Origin of the sequence: Yersinia sp. 22-579 (genome assembly GCF_030433455.1) — a bacterium.
GTDB lineage: Bacteria > Pseudomonadota > Gammaproteobacteria > Enterobacterales > Enterobacteriaceae > Yersinia > Yersinia enterocolitica.
In genome coordinates this window covers 33,676-53,366 of the sequence record NZ_JAUJTZ010000022.1, presented here as the reverse complement: position 1 = coordinate 53,366, position 19,691 = coordinate 33,676, and the positions used below count along the sequence as shown (strand labels likewise).

Here is a 19,691-nt window from a genome sequence, read left to right as displayed (position 1 = left end):
GACTCAGGGCTTAGATTGCCCAACCGCCAGCATAGAATGCCACCAGCGCCACCGCGATAATCACCGTGCCAAGATTCAGCTTACGCCATTCACCGGAGCAAATACGACCAATCACCAATGAACTGAAGCCCAGCATAATACCGGTCACGATATTACAAGTCAGCACGATAAACACCGCGCAGAGCAAGCCAGACATGGCATCAACGAAATCGTCAAAATCCAATTTTGAAACGTTGCTTAGCATCAACAAACCGACATACATCAGAGCCGGAGCGGTTGCATAGGCTGGAACCAAATAGGAGAGCGGCGAGAGGAACAGGATCAGCAAGAATAAGATACCGACGACGGTCGCTGTCAGGCCAGTTTTGCCGCCTGCCGCAGTACCGGCCGCTGATTCAATGTAAACTGCCGCAGGGGCTGCACCCACCAAACCGGCGAAGATGCTGCTAACGGAGTCAGAAGTCAGCGCTTTACCGCCACTGATAATCTGGCCGTCTTTATCCAGTAAGTTTGCTTGCCCTGCTACCGCACGGATGGTGCCAGTGGCATCAAACACCGCAGTCATCACCAGCGCCAACACACTTGGCAGCACCACTGGTTTCAACGCACCCATGATATCAAGACTAAAAATCAATGAGTTGCCGTTTTCATCTGCCAGACTTGGCATGGCAAACAATCCTTGATACTTAACACTTGGATCAAAAATCAAACCGATAACTGAGATGGCAATAATCACCAACAGAATACCACCCGGCACCCGCAGCTTTTCCAGACCAAAAATCACCGCCAGACCCAATAACGTCATCATGACCGGGAAAGAGGTAAATGCGCCCAGCGCGACCGGCAAACCTTCAATTGGGTTTTTGATAACCAGACCGACACCGTTGGCAGCAATCAGCAGCAGGAACAGGCCGATACCGATACCGGTACCATGCGCCACACCCATTGGCAGGTTACGCAATATCCACGAGCGAATACCTGTCACGGAGATAATGGTAAACAGCACCCCCATCAGGAATACCGCCCCCAGAGCCACAGGAATACTGATGTGTTGGCCCAATACCAAGCTAAATGCAGTAAACGCCGTCAATGAGATGGCGCAACCAATCGCCATCGGCAAGTTCGCCCACAAACCCATCAGTAAAGAACCTAAGCCCGCGACCAGACAGGTTGCAACGAATACCGCTGTTGGTGGGAAGCCCGCTTTGCCCAGCATGCTCGGTACAACAATGACCGAATAGACCATCGCCAAAAAGGTCGTCAGACCGGCCAGCACTTCCTGACGTACATTACTGCCACGCTCACTAAGCTTGAAAAACGCATCAAGCGAACTCTTCGGCTTTACTGCCTGGTTCGCTTGAGGATTGGTGCTAGACATGGTTATGTCCCCTGTGTGTCATTTAAAAGTCGTCAACAAGCCACGCGCCCTTTCCATACGTAATCGTTTCCGTCCCTGCCGATTAACTCGTCAATTCCCCCAATGTCGATATGACGGAGAAAATAGCAAACGATTAGCTGGAAACACGCATGACTGAAAAAAATCGAAGTTTAGGGTAGATGAAATTCAAAGCAAACGATTATCTAGCTATTCACAGCGACTAATCAACATCAGAAAGCGACATTTAATGCATTTTCTTACATTAATTTGTCTGGGAACATGCAATTCGAGTTCCATGCAGGCAGGAAACGAAGTGTGAGCAGGCTCACACCCGTTTTTCTTATATAAATCCTGATAGGTTTATCCGTTTTCTAATTTGAATGCGCCGCCCTTTTCAATCGCCTGTTGGTAAGCTGGGCGCTGATGAATGCGCACTAAGAAATCTTGCAGTTTCGGGAACCCCGCAAGACCACCGCGCATATTTATTGCCTCAATAGGAAAGCTCATCTGAATATCTGCCGCGCTAAAATCGCTGCCAGCAAACCATTGATTCTTTTCTAAATGCTGTTCCAGATAATCGCGATGAGTGGCAATTTGCTTATTCAGATAATTTTTCTGCACCCCATCACCCAAAGCTTTGGCGACCGGACGAATAATCCACGGCACAGGCGGCCCGCCGAAGCGGCTAAAGATAAGTTTCATCACCAGCAATGGCATCAAGGAGCCTTCTGCGTAATGCATCCAGTAACGAAATTGCTGACGATCATAATGACCGGTGGGCTTAAACAAGCCCTGCGCATCATAGGTTTCCTGCAAATACTCGATGATGGCACCCGATTCCGCCAGTGTCAGGTCGCCATCAGTAATCACCGGTGATTTCCCCAGGGGATGGATTTTTTTCAACTCCGGTGGTGCCAGCAAGCTACCAGGATCGCGTTGATAACGCTTTAATTCATAGGGGACTTGCAACTCTTCCAACATCCACAGGATACGCTGCGAACGTGAATTATTCAGATGGTGAACAATGACCATAGCTAAGCTCCAGAGGGTAAGTGACAGAATGAGTTGCAACTATTGATACATGATTATAGTTGAGTCACGGACAGCGCTTTATAAATCCGGCTGCCAGTTCGATAGACAACTTATACGTTATTTAATAAAAAACCCCGCCGGAGCAGGGTCTTATTTTTATACAGACTATTAGTTAGTGCTTAGCAGGCCACAGGATCAGAACGGAATATCGTCGTCAAAATCCATTGGTGGCTCATTGCCGCCTTGTGGTTGTGCTGCTGGCGCTGACTGAGCCGGGCGTGAAGCCTGCTGACCACCGCTGAACTGGTTGCCACCTTGTGGCTGCTGAGGTTGGCCCCAACCGCCTTGTGCGCCACCGTCTTGTGGAGCACCACCACCCGCCGGAGCACCACCGCCTTGACGGCCACCCAGCATTTGCATGGTACCGCCCACGTTAACCACAACTTCAGTGGTGTATTTCTCAACACCAGCCTGATCTGTCCATTTACGGGTTTGCAATGCGCCTTCGATATAAACCTGAGAGCCTTTGCGCAAATACTCACCAGCAACTTCCGCTAGTTTGCCGAACAACACCACACGGTGCCATTCCGTCTTTTCTTTCTGCTCGCCGGTTGCTTTATCACGCCAGCTTTCGGAAGTGGCCAGGGTGATATTGGCAACAGCGCCGCCATTCGGCATGTAGCGGACTTCCGGGTCTTGGCCCAAATTCCCGACCAAAATCACTTTGTTTACGCCTCTGCTGGCCATGTGAACTCTCCTGATGAAATAAATTTTGTACAGTATAAACCAGTAAGTTTAACACGCTAGCAGGTAAACGGCACAACTGATCATCACTGCGCAATGCATTGCAAATTTATTGCAATAACCGCCTTAATTGCACCCGGATACTGGATATCCATTCAGGTTTTTTTGTGTCATAATTATCCGTTTCGTACTGGCTGTGTCCTTTTTTGACGTTGCAAAATGCGTCTATACATTATTACTCAAAGTAGTTGGAGTTGCTGGTAGGCGGCAAGCGAGCGAGTCCCTATGAGCTTACAACCAGTAAGTGATTAGGGTGAGTGAACGTAGCTAACAACCCTGCGGCTTCAAGTACGAAGAGTAAAAAAGGGCATGGGAGAGGCTCAGTTTACATCCGGGAAATGTTTGAATGGATAATATCGAAGTTCGGGGCGCTCGCACCCATAATCTTAAGAATATCAACCTGATTATCCCGCGCGACAAACTGATCGTGGTCACCGGTCTATCGGGTTCAGGCAAATCCTCACTGGCTTTTGATACCCTGTATGCCGAGGGCCAACGCCGCTATGTTGAGTCTCTCTCCGCCTATGCGCGCCAATTTCTATCGCTGATGGAAAAACCGGATGTCGACCATATTGAAGGTCTCTCTCCGGCCATCTCCATCGAGCAAAAATCGACCTCTCATAACCCGCGTTCTACCGTGGGCACCATCACTGAAATTCATGATTACCTGCGTTTACTGTTCGCCCGCGTCGGCGAGCCGCGCTGTCCGGATCATGATGTGCCGCTTGCCGCGCAAACAGTCAGCCAGATGGTGGATAACGTCATCAGCCAGCCAGAAGGCCGCCGCCTGATGTTACTGGCGCCAGTGGTAAAAGATCGCAAAGGCGAACATACCAAGACACTGGAAAATTTGGCGATGCAGGGCTATATCCGGGCGCGGATCGATGGCGAAGTTTGCGATCTGTCTGATCCACCCAAATTAGAACTGCAAAAGAAACATACCATTGAAGTCGTGGTCGATCGTTTTAAAGTGCGCGAAGATCTGGCTCAGCGTCTGGCTGAATCATTTGAAACCGCATTGGAACTTTCCGGTGGTACTGCCGTAGTTGCCGATATGGACGATCCTCACGCCGAAGAACTGCTGTTCTCCGCTAACTTTGCCTGCCCAATTTGCGGCTATAGCATGAGCGAGTTGGAGCCGCGTCTGTTCTCCTTTAACAACCCGGCCGGTGCTTGCCCAACCTGTGATGGTCTGGGTGTACAGCAGTTCTTTGATCCAGACCGTGTGCTACAAAATCCTGAGCTGTCACTGGCAGGGGGCGCAATTCGAGGTTGGGATCGCCGCAACTTCTATTACTTCCAGATGCTACGGTCACTGGCTGATCATTATAAGTTTGATATCGAAGCACCGTTTAACTCATTGGATGCCAGCATCCAGAAAGCCGTGCTGTATGGATCTGGCAAAGATACCATTGAATTCAAATACATTAACGACCGTGGTGATACCACGGTACGCCGCCATCCATTTGAAGGTGTGCTGCACAATATGGAGCGCCGTTATAAAGAGACGGAATCCAGTGCGGTGCGCGAAGAGCTGGCTAAATTCATCAGTAATCGCTCCTGTACTTCATGTCATGGCACACGCCTGCGTCGTGAAGCACGTTATGTCTTTGTCGAAAACACCACATTGCCGGAAATCTCAGAACTGAGCATCGGTCATGCGCTGAGCTTCTTCCAGAATATGAAACTCAGCGGCCAGCGGGCGCAGATTGCCGAGAAAGTACTAAAAGAAATTGGCGACCGACTGAAGTTCCTGGTTAACGTCGGGCTGAATTACCTGTCACTGTCCCGCTCTGCGGAAACCCTCTCCGGTGGTGAAGCGCAGCGTATTCGTCTGGCCAGCCAGATTGGTGCCGGTTTGGTGGGTGTGATGTATGTGCTTGATGAGCCGTCCATCGGTTTGCATCAGCGCGATAATGAACGTTTGCTCGAAACACTGATTCACCTGCGCAATCTGGGTAATACCGTGATTGTGGTGGAGCATGATGAAGATGCGATTCGTGCCGCCGACCATGTGATTGATATCGGCCCTGGTGCTGGTGTGCATGGCGGTGAAGTGGTTGCAGAAGGGACGGTGGATGACATTATGGCAGCCCCCGAATCACTCACTGGCCAGTTCCTCAGCGGCAAGCGGGAAATTGCCATTCCAGCTCAACGCGTGGCAGGTGACCCGAGCAAAGTGTTGAAGTTGATTGGCGCCAGCGGTAATAACCTGAAAGATGTCACTCTCACACTGCCGGTCGGGCTGTTTAGCTGCATTACCGGTGTTTCTGGCTCAGGTAAATCAACGCTAATCAACGATACTTTATATTGCATTGCACAGCGCCAGTTGAACGGGGCGACCAGTAATGAACCGGCTCCGTATCGTGATATTCAAGGACTGGAGCATTTCGATAAAGTTATCGATATCGACCAAAGCCCAATTGGCCGCACACCGCGCTCTAACCCAGCAACCTATACCGGTATCTTTACCCCTATTCGTGAACTATTTGCGGGAGTACCTGAGTCACGCGCCCGCGGCTACACGCCAGGTCGTTTCAGTTTTAACGTGAAAGGCGGCCGCTGCGAAGCCTGTCAGGGTGATGGGGTGATTAAAGTTGAAATGCACTTCCTGCCTGACATTTACGTGCCTTGCGACCAATGTAAAGGCAAGCGCTATAACCGCGAAACGCTGGAAGTGAAATACAAAGGTAAGAGTATTCACGAAGTGTTGGCAATGACTATCGAAGAAGCACGTGAGTTCTTTGATGCCGTTCCGGCATTGGCGCGTAAGCTACAAACCTTGATGGATGTTGGCCTGTCGTATATTTGTCTGGGCCAGTCGGCAACGACCCTATCGGGCGGGGAAGCACAGCGCGTCAAACTGTCGCGCGAACTGTCAAAACGCGGCACTGGCCAGACACTCTATATTCTGGACGAACCGACTACTGGCTTACACTTTGCTGATATTCAGCAGCTATTGGCGGTATTACATCAGTTGCGGGATCAGGGCAATACCATTGTGGTCATTGAGCATAATCTGGATGTGATTAAAACCGCAGACTGGATTGTTGATCTGGGGCCAGAGGGCGGCAGTGGCGGCGGCGAGATTTTGGTTTCCGGCACGCCAGAGACCGTCGCAGAATGCGCAGCATCACATACGGCCCGATTCCTCAAACCTATGTTGCAGCGTAAGTAGCCATTAAATGAGCGCTCCGGGGCAATCAGTCAGTTGTCCTGGAGTGCTATTTTAGCCTTCAGACAACTAACTCTTGCCGCCGATGTTCGGGCAATCCCTGTAAAACCAATTGATAAGAGCGGTCTATTAGCGAATAGAACTGTGAGTTTGGTAATTTGCCATCCAGAAACACCGTGTTCCAGTGCGCTTTGTTCAAGTGTTCACTCGGCACGATCTCCGGATGTTGCTCTCTCAGACTTTCTGCCAATTCAGGGCTGGTTTTTAATGAGATAGAGGGGCGTCCTGCCGTCTCGCCTACCATAGCAAACATCACATCTGCTACTTTAATCTGATTCGCCTGCCACTTCTCATGGTCGCTCTGCTCTGCCCCAGGTTTGGACATGCAGTATTCCAGTAATGCTGAATTATTCATGTGGATATCTCCTGTAATGGGCCGGTACCGTCTCGCGAAACGGCCTCATAAGCTATTTATTCCATAAAGGCTTCATTGAACAGTTACACATGCTGAAGCATCAGTTTGCACCTTTGACAACAGATTTACTGTGAGCAATGAATGATCGTTTGGCATATATCAACCACATCAATTAGTATATTCTTTAATCGATTTACAGCCATCGGTCTTGGACTAAACAAGTAGAAGATAAAGGTAACTCACGGAAAGGTGGCGAAAAAAATAAACAAAAAAGGCGATATTGCTATCGCCTTAATTTGAATCACATCAATATCAGATTACTGTACCGCAGCAAAAGCTGCCGCAACACGCTGAACATTACTGTGATTGACGCCCGCCATACACATCCTGCCACTGGCAATCAGATACACACCAAACTCTTCACGCAGGCGATCCACCTGTGCTGCGCTAAAACCGGTGTAGCTGAACATCCCGCGCTGTTGCAGCAAGTAGTCAAAATTGCGATTGGGTAGTGAGGCTTTCAAGGCTTCAACCAACGTGCTACGCATTTCAATAATACGCAGGCGCATTTGCTCCACTTCAGCCTGCCATTGCGCGCGCAATTCGGTGTCATGTAGCACTTTGGAAACCACTTGCGCACCAAAGTTTGGTGGGCTGGAATAGTTACGGCGAACGGTGGCTTTCAGTTGCCCTAATACACGGCCCGCAACTTCTTCACTCTCACACACCACAGACAAGCCGCCGACTCGCTCGTTATACAAAGAGAAGATTTTAGAGAAAGAGTTACTGATCAAACAGGGTAACTCAGCTGCTGCCATCGCGCGGATAGCATAAGCATCTTCATTCAGCCCGGCACCAAAACCTTGATAAGCGATATCCAGGAAGGGGATCAGCTCCCGGCTTTTAGCCACTTCAATCACTTGATCCCATTGTGCATTAGTGAGATCCGAACCTGTCGGGTTATGGCAGCAAGGATGCAATAACACAATGCTTTTGGCGGGTAATTGCTGGAGTGCCGCCAGCATTTGATCAAACTTCACGCCCAGCTTATCGTTATCAAAATACGGGTAGGTATTTACCTTAAAACCTGCACCGCTAAAGATAGCAACGTGGTTTTCCCAAGTAGGATCACTGACCCAGACCTGAGAATCAGGGAAATAATGATTCAGGAAATCAGCACCGACTTTTAATGCCCCGGATCCACCCACGGTTTGAATTGTCGCCACTCGCTGCTGTACCAACATCGGATGATCTGCACCAAATAATAGCTGCTGTATAGCAATGCGATAGGAGTGCAGGCCTTCCATCGGCAAATAGACTGGTGCTCCGTGCGGCTGAGCATTCAATTGTTCTTCAGCCGCTTGAACCGCTTGCATCAGTGGGATCTCACCCAGCTCATTGTAATAAAGCCCGATACTCAAATTCACTTTATGAGCACGGTTGTCGGCTTTAAAACTTTCCATCAGCGACAGGATCGGGTCACCTGCGTAGGCGTCAACATTTTGGAACACGGCGCTGCTCTCCTGAATTAAATAATAATTGTTTATACCTTGATTAGGCAGCTTACCTTATTCCCCTAAATATTCCATCGCGACGCGGGAGGTCAGCTTAGTAATCAATTCGTAGGCGCTGATACCTGTGCACGCTGCAATTTTTTCAACCGGCAATTCAGCTCCCCACAGCAATACCTCGTCGCCCACTTTATCTGTCGCATTTGGCCCGAGATCAACAGAAATCATATCCATTGAAACCCGGCCCACAATGCCAACCTCGCGGCCATTTAGCCACATCGGGGTGCCTGAAGGGGCGCTGCGCGGATAACCATCGCCGTAGCCGATCGCCACCACACCCAGGCGGGTATCGCGCTCACTCACCCAAGTACCGCCATAACCAACAGGTTCACCGGCTTTATGCTCACGCACCGCAATAAGGCTGGATTTCAATGCCATCGCGGGTTTTAGTTCGAAATGACTGGCATAAGGCTCATCCATTGGTGAAACCCCATACAGTATGATTCCTGGGCGAACCCAATCACGGTGCGCTTCTGGCCACAGCAAAATGCCACCAGATGCCGCGATAGATTGCTTGCCAGGCTTATCGGCGACGAAAGTATCAAAACAGTCCAGTTGCTGGCGGGTGGTATCCACTTGTGGCTCATCCGCCCGGCTAAAGTGGCTCATGATATTGACTGGCTGAATAACATTCTTACACGCGCTTAAGCGATTATAGAACGCCTCGGCGTGTTCTGGACGCACCCCCAAACGGTGCATGCCAGTATCCAGTTTCATCCAAACATGGATAGGAGCAGAAAGCTCGGCAACTTCTAGCGCTTCCAATTGTTCAATGCTATGTACCGCAGTTTCAATGCAATTAGCCGCTAGAATAGGGAGATCTTCTGCCGCAAAGAATCCTTCCAACAACAAAATCGGTTTCACGATCCCACCGGATCGGAGCATCAATGCTTCACCGATCCGCGCTACACCGTAGCAATCTGCATCCTGCAAAGTATGCGCTGTTTCTAATAACCCGTGGCCATAAGCGTTTGCTTTCACAACAGCAATCAGGCGGCTTTGCGGCGCTATACGCCGTACCTGTTGCAAATTATGTCGCAGAGCGCGGCGGTCGATTACTGCTGTTGCCGCTTTCATTTCTTATCCTTAATTATTGATATTATTCACTACTCATCATCGTATTGCGGGCCTGCGTAGTTATCAAAGCGCGACCATTGACCATTAAACTTCAGTCGAACAGAACCGATCGGGCCGTTACGCTGTTTACCCAAAATAATCTGCGCAATCCCTTTCTCATCACTGTTTTCGTGATACACCTCATCACGATAAATAAACATGATTAAGTCGGCATCCTGCTCGATTGAACCTGATTCACGTAAGTCGGAGTTGACGGGTCGTTTATCCGCACGTTGCTCCAGGCTACGGTTAAGCTGAGAAAGTGCCACGACCGGCACTTGTAACTCTTTTGCCAATGCTTTCAGGGAACGTGAGATTTCGGCGATTTCCAAGGTACGGTTATCCGAAAGCGACGGTACCCGCATCAATTGCAGGTAGTCGATCATAATCAGGCTCAACCCACCATGTTCGCGGAAAATACGTCGCGCACGGGAGCGCACTTCTGTCGGAGTCAGGCCGGAGGAGTCATCAATGTACATATTGCGCTTTTCCATCAATATGCCCATGGTGCTCGAAATCCGTGCCCAATCCTCATCATCGAGCTGACCGGTACGGATACGCGTCTGATCAACATGGGACAATGACGCCAACATACGCATCATGATCTGATCGCCTGGCATCTCCAGACTGAAGATCAATACTGGCTTTTCCTGCATCATCGCGGCGTTTTCGCACAGGTTCATCGCAAAGGTGGTTTTCCCCATCGACGGGCGCGCGGCGACAATAATCAAATCTGACTTCTGCAAGCCAGCTGTTTTCTTATCCAAATCGGTAAAACCGGTTGAAACCCCGGTAACGCCATCATGTGGCCGCTGATAGAGCTGCTCAATACGCGCCACCGTGGCTTCGAGGATCTGATCGACACTTTTCGGCCCTTCATCTTTATTGGCACGGCTTTCGGCAATCTGGAACACCTTCGATTCGGCCAGATCCAACAGATCTTCACTGCTACGCCCTTGCGGATCATAACCGGCATCGGCGATCTCATTCGCGACCGAGATCATTTCACGTACAACTGCACGTTCGCGAACGATGTCAGCATAAGCGCCGATATTCGCTGCACTTGGTGTGTTTTTTGATAACTCGGCCAGATAGGCGAAACCGCCTACCGACTCCAAATCACCCTTTTGCTCCAGTGACTCAGAAAGCGTGATCAAATCGATTGGCTTGCTGTTTTCCAGCAAACGCTGCATTTCAGTAAAGATTCGGCGATGTGGGCGGCTGAAAAAGTCCTTGCTGGCTACGCGCTCAGAGACATTATCCCAGCGCTCGTTGTCCAGCATCAAACCGCCCAACACGGACTGCTCTGCCTCCAGAGAATGAGGCGGGAGTTTCAGCCCTTCCATCTGGCGATCGCGTGGCTCTGTCATATTGTTGGTTGGTTTTTTTGCTGCCATGAAAAGTGTTCTTTACCTCTTGCGATAGGATAATGGTTGCGATAGGAAAATAGTGCCGCTTAGTATACGCGATGATACCCGAAGGGTAATTATGAATTCCCTATTACTTATCGGTATTAGCAAGATCTTGGCTCCTCGTGTAGAACCCTGTAGGGTAAAAAATATCTATCGTAAAGGAGCTAACATGGCAAAGCATATTCAATTTAGCACCACGGGTGGGCCGGAAGTATTGCAATATCTCGATTTCACACCGGCGAACCCCGCGGCGCATGAAGTTCAGGTAGAAAACAAAGCTATCGGAATTAACTATATTGATACCTATGTGCGTAGCGGCCTTTACGCACCGCCACACTTCCCGAGTGGGCTGGGAACAGAAGCCGCTGGGATCGTGACAAAAGTAGGTACGGCGGTTAACTCGCTAAAAGTGGGTGATCGGGTAGTTTATGCTCAGTCAACTCTCGGTGCTTACAGTGAAGTACATAATGTTGCTGCGGAGAAAGTTGCCCTCCTTCCAGAACAAATCTCTTTTGAACAAGCCGCTGCTTCCTTCCTTAAAGGGCTGACTGTTCAATATTTATTGCGCCAAACTTATGAAATCAAACCCGACCAGGTGTTCTTATTCCATGCGGCAGCGGGTGGTGTCGGGTTGATTGCCTGCCAATGGGCAAAAGCGCTGGGTGCCAGGCTAATTGGCATAGTCGGTTCTGATGAAAAAGCAGAATTGGCTAAAGCCAACGGGGCGTGGGCTACCATCAACTACCGTACAGAAAATATCGCCGAACGCGTAGCTGAACTGACGAATGGCGAAAAAGTGGATGTAGTATATGACTCGGTGGGCAAAAGCACCTGGCTGGACTCACTTAATAGCCTTAAACGCAGAGGCTTAATGGTCAGCTTTGGTAATGCCTCTGGCCCGGTGACAGGGGTAGACCTTGCTATACTCAACCAAAAAGGCGCGCTGTATGTGACCCGCCCATCTCTTAATGTTTATGTCACTAACCGGCAAGAGCTGGAAAGCGCCAGCCACGAACTGTTCTCACTGATTATCAGTGGTGCAATTAATGTGGATGTAGCCAAAGCTCAGCAATTCCCGCTAAGTGATGCCCGCCGTGCTCATGAAATATTAGAAAGTCGTCAGACAACCGGCTCAAGCCTGCTTATTCCGTAATTAATGTTCCTTAATTAAAAACTTTCGCCAATAATGGATAGTTAAATATGACTATCCATTATTTACAATGATAGTTTATTAAAAAACTTATTTACTATTACTTTTAGACCATTAACCTGTGTATCCTGATTGTCCTCCCTGGATTATCTATATATCCTCAGTTTGTAATCGTTAAGTAACATAATTTCATTACATACATTGAGGTTTTAATTATGCATGATGCAGAAATCAATAGAGATATAAAAACACTACTGAACGAATTTTATTGTGATAATAGAATTAACAATAAAGAACTCCAGATACTACGAGACTTTGCTGATGAAAGGTTTGATTTATTACTCAGTGAATTGGGTGAAAACAATAGTTTATCTGCATTTCAAAAATCTACTGATGTCACCGTTCAATTAATGCAACAAAGCTTCTTTGATATAAAAAAGAAATGCAATGATCAAGAAGACAAGAAAGTTATCAAAGAAGCATTTGTCGCTCAAATAGTTTATATCATTGCTAACTACAATCGATTTTTCGCTAATATTTAATACTAACGATCTCACTTCTGATGTGGCTTTATTTAATATTTTAGATACTTAGTATTTATTCATTCACCTTACACTATAAAAGTAATAACCAGGGCCTCTAACAACTAGAAGCCCTGGCTACACTGCTTTCTTTAATGCAAACGTAGGGGTACTACAGGGTAGACTGCCAGAACTGAGTGCCGTTTATACAGCTATTGTTAGCTCTGTCAGGGATGAAAATGTGATACCAAACTGTATCGGATTGCATCCTAGCAAGCTCGTTTGAGAAAAAATACGTTTTCCCCCAGATTTATCCTACTAATCTTTCAGGCTGTGATCTCCGCCGCAAGAAAGCGAAATTTTAGTAACGCCTTACAGTGGGTTTCTGCATCGAACGCCATATCCAGACCACCACAACGGCCAGGATCAGCCAAGGTAGTAGCTTAATCATCATGACAAATAACCCACCCAACATCATAAAGGCCGCCGCAACCAAGAGAGCTGCAAAGATACCCAGTAAAGAAATACCGGTCACCATCAGCATGATAAAAAAGCCGATAACAAAGAAAATTTCAAACATGGCTGGCTCCTAAATAACGGTTTATTTCCCACAATCACTTTATTAAATACAACAATCAGGTCGGGGATTTTATAAGGAGTACTACAAGAAACGTGCCAATCCAGAGAAAACAGGTAACTTATTGAATTTTATTATTTTAGATAAAAATAAGCCTGCCAAAGAAACAGGCAGGCATGGTCAATTTCACTAACTTATAGTCACTTTTCTTACGAACTGTGCTGTGGGCGAGTCACCAGAGCCAGCGCCTGTTCGACCACGGAAACATCAGCTCCAGGCTTATGTGCATTTTCACTCAGATGACGCCGCCACTGACGCGCGCCAGGGATCCCTTGGAAAATACCCAGAATATGACGAGTGATATGCCCTAAATAAGCACCACGTGACAGTTCTTGCTCGATATAAGGAAACAGAGCTTCAATAGCTTTAACGCTATCGACCACCGGCGCATTTGGGTCAAAAAGTTCACGATCCACTTGCGTCAATATACTGGGGTTTTGGTAAGCTTCGCGCCCCATCATCACCCCATCAACATGTTTAAGATGCTCTTTGGCTTCAGCCAGTGTTTTCACACCACCATTAATGGCGATGGTCAGTGCAGGGAAATCACGTTTAAGCTGATAAACCCGCTCATAATCCAGTGGCGGTACTTCACGGTTCTCTTTCGGACTCAATCCTGAGAGCCAAGCTTTACGGGCATGAATGGTGAATATATCGCACTCACCACGCTCCGCGACAGTTTGCACAAATTCACACAAGAACTCATAACTATCCAGCTCATCAATCCCGATGCGAGTTTTCACCGTCACTGGAATAGAAACCACATCACGCATGGCTTTTATGCAATCAGCGACCAAACTAGCCTCAGCCATCAAGCAAGCGCCAAAACGGCCGTTTTGCACTCGGTCAGACGGGCAACCAACATTCAGGTTTATTTCATTGTATCCGCGAAGCTCAGCCAGCTTGGCGCAATGGGCTAATGCCTGCGGATCACTGCCACCCAGTTGTAATGCGACGGGATGGTCTTGCTCGCTATAAGCCAAATAGTCAGCTTTGCCATGAATAATCGCACCTGTTGTAACCATTTCGGTATACAACAAAGTCTGTTTGGTCAACAAGCGATGAAAATAGCGGCAATGGCGATCTGTCCAGTCGAGCATCGGCGCGACGGAGAAACGCTGGAGGGGGTAACGTGGCTTATCGGCCTGAGTGCTGGAAAAAGTCTGAGCTTGGTACATTTACTGTAGTTTCATCGGTTATGACTGCATCAATTACCCATTGAGCAAACCAAACAATGGGAAGGAATCTGTGATTATACCATAGAACTTTATGATGGCTGCCTGAGTGATAGTTGTAGCTCAACATATGGCAATCCGCGGCTAGCTGCTGCAACTTGCTAAAGTTGTGACACTCCACGACATCCCATTTTTTTCATCTATCGGCGATTAGCTGTAAATATGATAAAATCGATACCATTCAAATGCTGCGGGATGTACATGATGAACCCTATCAATCAGGAAAAGCTGCTTGCTCAGGCTGAAAGCCTGTGCCAACAACGAAACGTCCGGCTGACACCGCAACGTCTTGAAGTCTTACGTTTGATGGCGCAACAACCTGGTGCGATCAGTGCTTATGACCTGTTGGATTTACTGCGTGTTTCTGAACCACAAGCTAAACCGCCAACAGTCTATCGTGCATTGGATTTCTTGCTTGAACAGGGGTTTATTCACCGTGTTGAATCAGCAAACAGCTACGTGCTGTGCCATCATTTTGAAGAGCCAACTCATACTTCGGCATTATTTATCTGCGATCGCTGCAAGATAGTGACTGAACGGACAACTGTTGGTATCGAAGAAGCTCTGACACAGTTAGCAAAACAGTCTGGCTTTACCCTGCGCCATACGGTGGTAGAAGCTCATGGTTTATGTGCTGAATGTGGGGAAATCGAAGCATGTGAAAGCCATGATCATTGTGATCATGACCATTCTATTGTGACTAAAAAGAAATAGTCCCTGATGGTAAAAGCAGACTGTCGCCAGATAGGCGACAGGATAAATATGAGTGGAATAATAACCATAGAAAATAAATAGGGGTTTTAAATAAAATAAGACACTTCCTTGTGTCAATTCGATATAAATAGGATACCTATAGAATATTATTAATAATTAAAATCACCAATAAATTTTAGTGTGAATAATATAAAAACCAAAGGTTATTTAATAAATAAGTACTCTATGGATACCAGAGACCCGATTTATTTATATCGATATCAGTTTAATTCCGTTTAACGCGACTACCAGCGATATTTGCTGTGATCTTCCCAGGCCTTAACTTCTTTCTCGGCCTGCTCTTTCTGATAGCCGTATTTCTCCTGGATTTTACCCACTAGATGGTCACGCTTACCTTCAATGACTGTCAGGTCATCATCGGTTAGCTTGCCCCATTTCTCTTTCACTTTACCTTTAAACTGCTTCCAGTTACCGTCGGCTTGATCTTTATTCATAATATCTCCGTTACCTTTGGATTAGTCAGTTTATTTAATTCAATACGGTAAATAATTTAAATTAAACATTGTTGCTTCGCTTACCGTATGAATAACTGTAGCAGAGGATACTGATAATTAAAGTCAGATTAATATTAATCACTGCAAGTTGAGAAATAAATAGAAAGGGAAAACTCGTAATATTCAGTTAAAACAGCAAGTAATAACTTATTATCGGAATGTTCTCAAACTAGATTGAATTAAATATGAAAGGAGTAAAATTCTTTATATACCCTTCTTACTGAAGGGCATATAAATAAACGCGAAAATCAGATCCAGTCACCATTACGGATGACACCAACGGCTAGACCTTCAATAGTGAAACTTTGTTCACGCAGATCGACCACAATCGGCTGAAACTCACTATTTTCTGGCAGAAGTTGTACGATATTACCTTGTTTTTTCAAGCGTTTTACCGTTACTTCATCGTCAATGCGCGCAACAACCACTTGCCCATTACGCACATCTTGAGTTTTATGTACTGCCAGCAAGTCGCCGTCCAGAATACCGATATCTCTCATCGACATTCCATTTACCCGCAACAGGAAATCCGCACTCGGCTTAAACATGGAGGGATCAACTTTATAGTGCCCCTCAATATGCTGCTGCGCTAACAGTGGCTCCCCTGCTGCAACCCGACCAATCAGTGGTAAACCATCTTCTTCTTCCATCAATAGACGGATACCGCGAGAAGCGCCGGAGACAATCTCGATAACGCCCTTACGGGCCAGTGCTTTTAAATGCTCTTCAGCGGCGTTAGGAGAGCGAAACCCCAGACGCTGCGCAATTTCGGCTCGGGTCGGTGGCATACCTGTTTGCGCTAGGTGATCGCGCACAAGGTCATAAACCTCTTGCTGTCTGGTAGTAAGTGCTTTCATTCCGCCCCCTGTTTGTTTATACAGTCTTGCTGTGAGTATATACAGGTAAGCGGGTGTTGGGAACCAAAGAGTGAATAAAAACAGGGATTAATCACTGTTTACATCCACAGCGTGGTTTATCGCATTCTTAGCCGACATGTTGCCAAAGCACTGTTACCCATATAAATAGCGCTAACAAAATAGCCAGAAACACGGCAGCAGATCCCATATCTTTGGCACGACCTGATAGTTCATGGAGTTCACTGCCGATGCGGTCCACCACCGCTTCAATAGCACTATTGATGACTTCAACAATGATGACTAGCACCACACTCGCGATCAATAAAATGCGTGCTGTGGCATCTACATCTAGCCAGAAGGCCAGTATTATAGCGAGTATGGCAGCCACTGCTTCCTGACGAAACGCGGCTTCATTTTTCCAGGCTGCGGTTAAACCTTTCACAGAATAACCAGCGGCTTTATAGATTCGGGTTAATCCTGTTGACTGATTTGCCATTTTTATTGCCTTTATCTTAAGTTAATGATGATTTTTGCCGCTTTCTGTTGTCTCATCACCACAGATCTCAAAACCAGTTTCTGGTATCCTTGCGACGAATTGCTAACAAGAGGCTTCATGTAGTTATGTCAGGTTGGCGTAAAATATATTATAAGTTATTGAATTTACCACTTAAATTGTTGGTAAAAAGCAAGGTTATTCCGGCAGATCCTGTGACTGAGTTAGGGTTAGACCCGTCTCGTCCTATTCTGTACGTTTTGCCTTACAATTCTAAGGCTGATTTACTGACTTTGCGAGCGCAGTGTCAGGCACAGGATCTGCCCGACCCGTTGATTCCATTGGAAATCGATGGCGTGCAGCTTCCCAGCCATGTCTTTATCGATAACGGCCCAAGGGTGTTTCGCTACTACGCCCCGAAGCAGGAATCGGTAAAAATATTCCACGATTATCTCGATCTGCATCGCAATAATCCGGAGCTGGATATTCAAATGCTGCCGGTGTCGGTGATGTTTGGCCGCTCTCCAGGCCGTGAAGGCCACGGTACGCCACATTTACGCGTACTGAACGGTGTGCAGAAATTCTTTGCAGTATTGTGGCTGGGCCGCGATAGCTTTGTGCGTTTCTCGACCACGGTTTCACTGCGCCGGATGGCCAGTGAGCATGGTACAGATAAAACGATTGCCCACAAGCTGGCACGCGTAGCGCGGATGCACTTCTCGCGTCAGCGTTTAGCTGCGGTTGGCCCGAGCCTACCGGCGCGTCAAGACCTATTCAAGAAGCTGTTAACATCCAAAGCGATTGAAAAAGCGGTCGCTGATGAAGCTCGCACCAAGAAAATCTCCCATGAGAAAGCACAGCAAAACGCCATTACGCTGATGGAAGAAATTGCTGCTGACTTCTCTTATGAAGCCGTGCGTCTGTCGGATCGGGTTTTGAGCTGGACGTGGAACCGCTTGTATCAGGGGATAAACGTCCATAATGCAGAGCGTGTACGGCAGTTAGCGCAAGATGGCCATGAAATCGTCTATGTGCCTTGCCACCGCAGCCACATGGATTACCTGCTGCTCTCTTATGTCCTTTATCACCAGGGGCTGGTGCCGCCGCATATTGCTGCTGGTATTAACCTTAATTTCTGGCCTGCTGGCCCGATCTTCCGCCGCTTAGGTGCGTTCTTTATCCGCCGTACCTTTAAAGGCAACAAGCTCTATTCCACCGTGTTCCGTGAATATCTGGGTGAGTTGTTCACTCGTGGCTACTCAGTGGAATACTTTGTTGAAGGTGGGCGCTCACGTACCGGCCGTCTGCTGGAGCCCAAAACCGGCACATTGTCGATGACCATACAGGCTATGCTGCGCGGCGGTTCACGCCCAATCACCTTGGTGCCGATTTACATCGGTTACGAGCATGTGATGGAAGTGGGTACTTACGCCAAAGAGCTACGTGGTGCGACTAAAGAGAAAGAAAGCCTGTTGCAGATGTTGCGGGGCTTACGCAAGCTGCGCAATCTCGGCCAAGGCTACGTCAACTTTGGTGAGCCAATACCGTTGACCACCTATCTGAATACCAATGTGCCGCAATGGCGTGATGCTATCGATCCTATTGAAGCACAGCGCCCAAGCTGGCTGACGCCGGCGGTAAATGATTTGGCCGGTAAGATTATGGTCCGAATTAACAATGCGGCAGCAGCCAATGCCATGAACTTGTGTTCTACCGCATTGTTAGCTTCACGTCAGCGTTCACTCACCCGCGAGCAGTTACTTGAGCAACTAGATTGCTACCTGCAACTGATGCGCAATGTGCCTTATGCGAAAGATGTCACCGTGCCGGATAAAACACCGGAAGAGTTACTTAATCACGCCTTGAATATGAATAAGTTCGAGGTGGAAAAAGACAATATTGGTGACATTATCATCCTGCCACGGGAACAAGCCGTGCTGATGACCTACTATCGCAATAACATCCAGCACTTGTTGATCCTGCCATCGCTGATTGCCAGCATGGTCATGTACCAACGACGCATTACCCGTGCCGAGTTGTTACGCCAAATCAGCATGATCTACCCGATGTTAAAAGCTGAATTATTCCTGCATTACAGCAAAGAGCAACTGCCACAGACCCTGGATACGCTGATTGATGAACTGGCGCGCCAGCAGTTGATTTGCGACAAAGGGAGCGAGTTGGTGCTGAACCCAGCCCGTATTCGCCCACTGCAATTACTGGCGGCGGGTGTGCGAGAAACCCTGCAACGTTATGCGATTACTCTGTCATTACTGAGTGCGAACCCAAGTATCAATCGGGGTGCGCTGGAGAAAGAGAGCCGCATTATGGCACAGCGCTTGTCTGTGCTGCATGGGATTAACGCACCAGAATTCTTCGATAAAGCCGTGTTCTCAACCTTGGTGGGCACATTGCGCGAAGAGGGTTATATCAGTGACAGCGGTGATGCAATTCAAGAACATACGCTGGAAGTTTACAATATGCTGAGCGCCTTGATGACACCGGAAGTGAAGCTGACGATTGAAAGTGTCAGTATGCCGGCAGAAACCAATAGCCTGCTGCCAGAACCCGAGGCAGAGGATAAAGAAGAAAACTAACTCTTCGCTCTGTTAAGCAAAAACAAAATG

General features: G+C 47.8%; 17 protein-coding genes. 5 read left to right on the top strand and 12 right to left on the bottom strand.

Annotation, left to right across the window (positions count from 1 at the left end; all coding sequences use genetic code 11):
• Window positions 1-10: 10 nt before the first annotated feature.
• The 3 genes from QSV56_RS20505 to ssb1 form a co-directional block, all read right to left on the bottom strand.
• Window positions 11-1,378 carry an NCS2 family permease gene (locus QSV56_RS20505; RefSeq protein WP_019080104.1) on the bottom strand — a complete coding sequence of 456 codons (1,368 nt, stop codon included), beginning with the start codon at window positions 1,376-1,378 and terminating at the stop codon, window positions 11-13.
• 360 nt (window positions 1,379-1,738) lie between these two features.
• Entirely contained in the window at window positions 1,739-2,410 is a 672-nt protein-coding gene (locus tag QSV56_RS20500) for a glutathione S-transferase family protein (protein ID WP_019080105.1), read from the bottom strand.
• 195 nt (window positions 2,411-2,605) lie between these two features.
• Complete coding sequence (gene ssb1, locus QSV56_RS20495; RefSeq protein WP_019080106.1) at window positions 2,606-3,157, bottom strand: single-stranded DNA-binding protein SSB1; 552 nt, start codon at window positions 3,155-3,157, stop codon at window positions 2,606-2,608.
• A gap of 403 nt (window positions 3,158-3,560) precedes the next feature.
• On the opposite strand from ssb1, the gene uvrA reads away from it, so the two are divergent.
• Window positions 3,561-6,392 (top strand): excinuclease ABC subunit UvrA, encoded by a 2,832-nt coding sequence (uvrA, locus tag QSV56_RS20490; protein WP_046050117.1) that lies wholly within the window; start codon window positions 3,561-3,563, stop codon window positions 6,390-6,392.
• A gap of 58 nt (window positions 6,393-6,450) precedes the next feature.
• On the opposite strand, the gene QSV56_RS20485 is transcribed toward uvrA, so the two are convergent.
• From QSV56_RS20485 to dnaB, 4 genes are all read right to left on the bottom strand, one after another.
• Entirely contained in the window at window positions 6,451-6,804 is a 354-nt protein-coding gene (locus QSV56_RS20485; RefSeq protein ID WP_019082203.1) for an MmcQ/YjbR family DNA-binding protein, read from the bottom strand.
• Window positions 6,805-7,121: 317 nt separating this feature from the next.
• Window positions 7,122-8,315 carry an amino acid aminotransferase gene (locus tag QSV56_RS20480; RefSeq protein ID WP_050870919.1) on the bottom strand — a complete coding sequence of 398 codons (1,194 nt, stop codon included), beginning with the start codon at window positions 8,313-8,315 and terminating at the stop codon, window positions 7,122-7,124.
• Window positions 8,316-8,372: 57 nt separating this feature from the next.
• Entirely contained in the window at window positions 8,373-9,452 is a 1,080-nt protein-coding gene (gene alr / locus QSV56_RS20475) for an alanine racemase (RefSeq protein WP_050158564.1), read from the bottom strand.
• Window positions 9,453-9,481: 29 nt separating this feature from the next.
• A complete protein-coding gene (gene dnaB / locus QSV56_RS20470; RefSeq protein WP_005165232.1) occupies window positions 9,482-10,888 on the bottom strand; it encodes a replicative DNA helicase in 1,407 nt (468 codons plus the stop codon).
• A 184-nt stretch (window positions 10,889-11,072) separates the two neighbouring features.
• Here dnaB and QSV56_RS20465 point away from each other — a divergent pair, with 184 nt between their 5' ends.
• Entirely contained in the window at window positions 11,073-12,056 is a 984-nt protein-coding gene (locus QSV56_RS20465; RefSeq protein ID WP_050164633.1) for a quinone oxidoreductase, read from the top strand.
• Window positions 12,057-12,268: 212 nt separating this feature from the next.
• Window positions 12,269-12,595 carry a hypothetical protein gene (locus QSV56_RS20460; protein ID WP_046050113.1) on the top strand — a complete coding sequence of 109 codons (327 nt, stop codon included), beginning with the start codon at window positions 12,269-12,271 and terminating at the stop codon, window positions 12,593-12,595.
• A 340-nt stretch (window positions 12,596-12,935) separates the two neighbouring features.
• Here QSV56_RS20460 and pspG read toward each other — a convergent pair whose 3' ends face one another.
• Both pspG and dusA read right to left on the bottom strand, forming a co-directional pair.
• The gene (gene pspG, locus QSV56_RS20455; RefSeq protein ID WP_005165239.1) at window positions 12,936-13,154 is read right to left on the bottom strand and encodes an envelope stress response protein PspG; all 219 of its coding nucleotides are present in this window, start codon (window positions 13,152-13,154) and stop codon (window positions 12,936-12,938) included.
• A 206-nt stretch (window positions 13,155-13,360) separates the two neighbouring features.
• A complete protein-coding gene (gene dusA / locus QSV56_RS20450) occupies window positions 13,361-14,389 on the bottom strand; it encodes a tRNA dihydrouridine(20/20a) synthase DusA (protein ID WP_046694448.1) in 1,029 nt (342 codons plus the stop codon).
• Between the two features lie 261 nt (window positions 14,390-14,650).
• Here dusA and zur point away from each other — a divergent pair, with 261 nt between their 5' ends.
• A complete protein-coding gene (gene zur / locus QSV56_RS20445) occupies window positions 14,651-15,160 on the top strand; it encodes a zinc uptake transcriptional repressor Zur (RefSeq protein ID WP_032900821.1) in 510 nt (169 codons plus the stop codon).
• Window positions 15,161-15,444: 284 nt separating this feature from the next.
• On the opposite strand, the gene QSV56_RS20440 is transcribed toward zur, so the two are convergent.
• From QSV56_RS20440 to QSV56_RS20430, 3 genes are all read right to left on the bottom strand, one after another.
• The gene (locus QSV56_RS20440; protein ID WP_301213568.1) at window positions 15,445-15,654 is read right to left on the bottom strand and encodes a CsbD family protein; all 210 of its coding nucleotides are present in this window, start codon (window positions 15,652-15,654) and stop codon (window positions 15,445-15,447) included.
• A gap of 308 nt (window positions 15,655-15,962) precedes the next feature.
• Window positions 15,963-16,571 carry a transcriptional repressor LexA gene (gene lexA, locus QSV56_RS20435; protein ID WP_004704739.1) on the bottom strand — a complete coding sequence of 203 codons (609 nt, stop codon included), beginning with the start codon at window positions 16,569-16,571 and terminating at the stop codon, window positions 15,963-15,965.
• A gap of 127 nt (window positions 16,572-16,698) precedes the next feature.
• Window positions 16,699-17,067: a diacylglycerol kinase gene (locus QSV56_RS20430; protein WP_019080115.1), complete on the bottom strand. Its 369-nt coding sequence runs from the start codon at window positions 17,065-17,067 to the stop codon at window positions 16,699-16,701.
• A gap of 125 nt (window positions 17,068-17,192) precedes the next feature.
• Here QSV56_RS20430 and plsB point away from each other — a divergent pair, with 125 nt between their 5' ends.
• Window positions 17,193-19,661 (top strand): glycerol-3-phosphate 1-O-acyltransferase PlsB, encoded by a 2,469-nt coding sequence (plsB, locus tag QSV56_RS20425; protein ID WP_019080116.1) that lies wholly within the window; start codon window positions 17,193-17,195, stop codon window positions 19,659-19,661.
• Window positions 19,662-19,691 lie beyond the last annotated feature (30 nt).

Coding starts and splice junctions, on each gene's coding strand:
- QSV56_RS20505 (WP_019080104.1), bottom strand. CDS start 1,378: ATGTCTAGCACCAATCCTCAAGCGAACCAGGCAGTAAAGCCGAAGAGT.
- QSV56_RS20500 (WP_019080105.1), bottom strand. CDS start 2,410: ATGGTCATTGTTCACCATCTGAATAATTCACGTTCGCAGCGTATCCTG.
- ssb1 (WP_019080106.1), bottom strand. CDS start 3,157: ATGGCCAGCAGAGGCGTAAACAAAGTGATTTTGGTCGGGAATTTGGGC.
- uvrA (WP_046050117.1), top strand. CDS start 3,561: ATGGATAATATCGAAGTTCGGGGCGCTCGCACCCATAATCTTAAGAAT.
- QSV56_RS20485 (WP_019082203.1), bottom strand. CDS start 6,804: ATGAATAATTCAGCATTACTGGAATACTGCATGTCCAAACCTGGGGCA.
- alr (WP_050158564.1), bottom strand. CDS start 9,452: ATGAAAGCGGCAACAGCAGTAATCGACCGCCGCGCTCTGCGACATAAT.
- dnaB (WP_005165232.1), bottom strand. CDS start 10,888: ATGGCAGCAAAAAAACCAACCAACAATATGACAGAGCCACGCGATCGC.
- QSV56_RS20465 (WP_050164633.1), top strand. CDS start 11,073: ATGGCAAAGCATATTCAATTTAGCACCACGGGTGGGCCGGAAGTATTG.
- QSV56_RS20460 (WP_046050113.1), top strand. CDS start 12,269: ATGCATGATGCAGAAATCAATAGAGATATAAAAACACTACTGAACGAA.
- pspG (WP_005165239.1), bottom strand. CDS start 13,154: ATGTTTGAAATTTTCTTTGTTATCGGCTTTTTTATCATGCTGATGGTG.
- dusA (WP_046694448.1), bottom strand. CDS start 14,389: ATGTACCAAGCTCAGACTTTTTCCAGCACTCAGGCCGATAAGCCACGT.
- zur (WP_032900821.1), top strand. CDS start 14,651: ATGAACCCTATCAATCAGGAAAAGCTGCTTGCTCAGGCTGAAAGCCTG.
- QSV56_RS20440 (WP_301213568.1), bottom strand. CDS start 15,654: ATGAATAAAGATCAAGCCGACGGTAACTGGAAGCAGTTTAAAGGTAAA.
- lexA (WP_004704739.1), bottom strand. CDS start 16,571: ATGAAAGCACTTACTACCAGACAGCAAGAGGTTTATGACCTTGTGCGC.
- QSV56_RS20430 (WP_019080115.1), bottom strand. CDS start 17,067: ATGGCAAATCAGTCAACAGGATTAACCCGAATCTATAAAGCCGCTGGT.
- plsB (WP_019080116.1), top strand. CDS start 17,193: ATGTCAGGTTGGCGTAAAATATATTATAAGTTATTGAATTTACCACTT.